The 2,205-nt window shown below is 38.9% G+C and carries 2 protein-coding genes; one reads left to right on the top strand and one right to left on the bottom strand.

Annotated elements, in window-relative coordinates; genetic code table 11:
- A partial coding sequence (locus tag OZD67_RS04435; RefSeq protein WP_274999630.1) for an IS3 family transposase occupies positions 1-232 on the top strand: 232 nt, incomplete at its 5' end.
- A gap of 432 nt (positions 233-664) precedes the next feature.
- Here the strand turns inward: OZD67_RS04435 and OZD67_RS04430 are convergent.
- Positions 665-1,912 carry an IscS subfamily cysteine desulfurase gene (locus OZD67_RS04430; RefSeq protein WP_182183767.1) on the bottom strand — a complete coding sequence of 416 codons (1,248 nt, stop codon included), beginning with the start codon at positions 1,910-1,912 and terminating at the stop codon, positions 665-667.
- Positions 1,913-2,205: the final 293 nt, after the last annotated feature.

Here is a 2,205-nt window from a genome sequence, read left to right as displayed (position 1 = left end):
AAAAAATATTATCTCTAGCATGAGTCATAAGGGTTGTTGTTATGATAACTCACCTGCAGAAAGCTTTTTCAGCTCACTCAAAAGAGAGCTACTTATTGATCCTTCACAACACTCTGCTCAACAATCTAGAACTGCCATATTTGAATACATTGAAATTTTTTATAATAAACAACGACGTCATTCTACTATTAACTATTGCATCCCTGAACAATTTGATGCATCATTTTCATGACAAAAACGTCTTAACTTCCTCTCTACTTTTTCTGGGTAAGGTCACACGTAGCGGGATACTTAACCGTCATACCACGATTTATTCGCGGTATCTCATCCACTAACAAGAGATCCCGCTAACATGTAGCGGGATGACGAATTGCTTAACCGTCATTCCACCGCAGACCGTCATACCGCGATTCATTCGCGGTATCTCTTAGCCGCTAACACGTACTTAACCGTCATACCGCCGCGGCGCTAACAACTGTACGAACGTTGTAGTTTGGGCCACCAGTGGGCAGTGCCCAGACACTGGAATGACACCATTTGCTGTCTTCAAAAACGAATGTTCGTACAGTTGTGGAGTGAGATCAAAGAATTGCAGAATTAAGTGTGAATGGTTACAGAGTAATTTCAAAGTGCATTTGCAGTTGGACTGGCTGAATGGATACATTTAATGAGAGTCCCATTTCACGGTGTTCAAATCTACTCCTTCTTGTACCATCTCCCAAAGTGGGCTCATTTCTCTCAGTCGGCCAATATTTTTAGCAACAAGATCTGCTGCGTACAAAACTTCTTCTTTAGTTGTAAATCGGCCTAGGCCAAATCTAATTGATGAATGCTCAAGGTCATGGCCATTATTTAGCGACCGTATGACATAAGAAGGCTCAAGAGACGCAGACGTGCACGCAGAACCAGAACTTACTGCTAAATCCTTGATTGCCATGATAAGAGACTCACCCTCAACATAGGGAAAGCTCAAGTTTAGGTTGCCAGGAATTCTATTTTCATAATCACCATTTAAAACAATATCAGGAAATGCTTCTTTTATCTTATTGTACAAAATATCTCTCAGTCCTTCCAATTTGCTTGCTTCTGTTCCCATTTCTTCTTTAGCAATACGTGCCGCTTCACCAAAACCAACTGCAAGAGGTGTTGGAATTGTTCCAGAACGCATACCTCTTTCTTGTCCACCACCACTAATCAATGGTATCAGCCTAACACGAGGATTCTTTCTACGGACATATAATGCGCCTATTCCCATAGGTCCATAGATTTTGTGGCTAGAGAGACTCATAAGATCAATGCACATCTCATTAACATCAATTGGAACTTTTCCAAAGCTTTGAGCTGCATCTGTATGGAAAAATATATTATGCTTTCTGCATATTTTACCAATCTCCTTTATAGGCTGAATTACTCCGATTTCATTATTTACCATCATCACTGAAACCAGGATTGTTTTATCAGTAATTGCTTCCTCAAGCTTTAATAAATCTATAATTCCGTTTTGCTTAACAGGCAAATATGTAACTTTAAAGCCTTCATTTTCCAGATGCCGACAAGAATCCAGAACACACTTATGCTCCGTGCAGACAGTTATTATATGATTTCCTTTATTTTTGTAAAAGTGAGCAACGCCCTTGATTGCTGTATTATTTGACTCAGTTGCACCTGAGGTAAAGATAATTTCTTTGCTATCTGCGTTCACCAGATCAGCGATGTGTTTCCTTGCTTTTTCCACTGCTTCTTCAGCAGTCCAACCAAATGAATGGCTGCGAGAGTGTGCATTACTGAATTCACCAAAATAAGGTATCATTACCTCCAAAACACGGGGATCCACTTTAGTAGTAGATTGATAATCAAGAAATATTGGTAATTTTATTTTAGTATCATGTATTTTCTTATTTTCAACATTCATAAAGCTACCACAGAGACAAAATTTACAACTATTTAATAGCACTAAAACTTAAATTTTTCAAGGTATAACTTTGCATCAACAAACATTGTCACCAAAGGGATGTATGTATGACGCTGGTTCACCCTGTGACGGCAGCGCCCCTATGATGTCATCCCAGTGCTCCTTTAGCTACAAACGTTAAGAAATTTACCAAATAAAAAAAAAGGCAAAAGAAGCCCTAGTCATTGTCTATTTTCAGTATTGGCGTTTTTTAAGTCTTAAACACCGCAATTTAGCTGCTTTTAAGTGCAACT

The organism is Wolbachia endosymbiont of Drosophila nikananu (genome assembly GCF_028981865.1).
Classification (GTDB): Bacteria; Pseudomonadota; Alphaproteobacteria; order Rickettsiales; family Anaplasmataceae; genus Wolbachia; species Wolbachia pipientis_B.
The sequence above is the reverse complement of the archived record's forward strand: the minus strand, read 5'-3'. Positions and strand labels throughout refer to the sequence as shown.